This window comes from Halopseudomonas salina (assembly GCF_014637955.1).
In the GTDB taxonomy this organism is placed as follows: Bacteria; Pseudomonadota; Gammaproteobacteria; order Pseudomonadales; family Pseudomonadaceae; genus Halopseudomonas; species Halopseudomonas salina.
Map to the genome: position 1 here is coordinate 1 of NZ_BMFF01000017.1, position 1252 is coordinate 1252.

General features: G+C 54.3%; 2 protein-coding genes. Both read right to left on the reverse strand.

Features of this window, described 5'->3' with window-relative positions:
• Positions 1-28: 28 nt before the first annotated feature.
• Positions 29-877, reverse strand: a complete 849-nt coding sequence (locus IEV54_RS17260) for an IS3 family transposase (RefSeq protein WP_229734602.1) — start codon at positions 875-877, stop codon at positions 29-31.
• A 5-nt stretch (positions 878-882) separates the two neighbouring features.
• Positions 883-1188 carry a transposase gene (locus IEV54_RS17265; RefSeq protein WP_223825568.1) on the reverse strand — a complete coding sequence of 102 codons (306 nt, stop codon included), beginning with the start codon at positions 1186-1188 and terminating at the stop codon, positions 883-885.
• Positions 1189-1252: the final 64 nt, after the last annotated feature.

Sequence of the window (1252 nt, forward strand, 5' to 3'; positions counted from 1 at the left end):
TGGTCCTGCCCACAAAAAGTAGACACTGTTATGCGCATCTGCGCTCAAACTCTGCTGGACTGATATTGCCGAGAGCAGAGTGTCGTCGTTTGCGGTTATAAAAAATCTCAATGTACTCGAAGATACCGGATCGGACTTCTTCCATCGACCCATATTGCTCCGCATAGATCAGCTCTACCTTGAGACGGCTGTAGAAGGACTCCATTACCGCATTATCCCAGCAGTTACCCTGACGGCTCATACTGGGTAGGCAGCCGCTTGATCTGACCAGATCCAGATACTTCACCGAGCGAAACTGAACGCCGCGGTCTGAGTGGATGATCAGCCCAGGATTAACCTCTCTGCGTGAGAAGGCCATCGTGAGCGTATCCAATACCAGCTTCTCGGTCATTGAAGTATCGAGCTTCCAGCCAACGATGGCTCGAGAATAAAGGTCCATGACGGTGGCCAGGTACGCCCAGCTGCCTTTGACCCAGATGTAGGTGATGTCCGTTACCCATTTCTGGTTTGGGGCTTCTGCGTGAAAGCGACGCCGCAGCCGGTTCTCTTCCACGTTGATCATCGTCGGACTGGCCGGGCGGTAGTGAAAGCCCTTCCCGTTTCGAGCCCGGATTCCGCGGTAGCGCATGATGTTGGCTACAAAGTTCTTCGAACAAGGCAGCCCTGCATCCTTCAACTCATGAGCCAGCCTGGGCGCGCCATAGCGCGCCTTGTACTCTGCAAACAGCTCAACCACCTTGCCTTCGATCTGCTCGCGCCGTAGCTGCCTAGGGGAGGGCTTACGGTTGTGCCACTTATAGAATCCAGAGCGGGAGACGTTCAGTGCACGGCACATCAGCGTAACCGGGTACTGCCCCAGATACTCTGCGATGACCACGTACTTCACTCCTGGAGCTTCGCGAAGTACGCCGCAGCCTTTTTTAGGAATTCGTTTTCCTTCAAGGCGTCGTTCAATTCACGCTTTAGACGTCGGACCTCTGCAGATTCCTTCTTGGAGTAATCGACGCCATCGACGCTGTTGAACTGCTTCTCGGACAGTCGGGTGAACTGCCGTCGCCAGTTGTAGATTTGACCGGGATGCAGTCCCAGTTCTTTGGCGACGGATGCTGCGGTGTTACCTGGCTGCTCCGATCGACGTATCGCTTCCCTGCGAAACTCCTCGGTATATGCCTGTCGTTTCTTGGTCATGACACACCTCCTGCTAGGGGCTACCTAACTATAGAAGGTGTCTACTGGTTGTGGGTAACTCGGA

What these genes read in the sequence shown, in the direction of transcription:
- IEV54_RS17265 (WP_223825568.1), bottom strand. Translation starts at nt 1,188, where the DNA reads ATGACCAAGAAACGACAGGCATATACCGAGGAGTTTCGCAGGGAAGCG.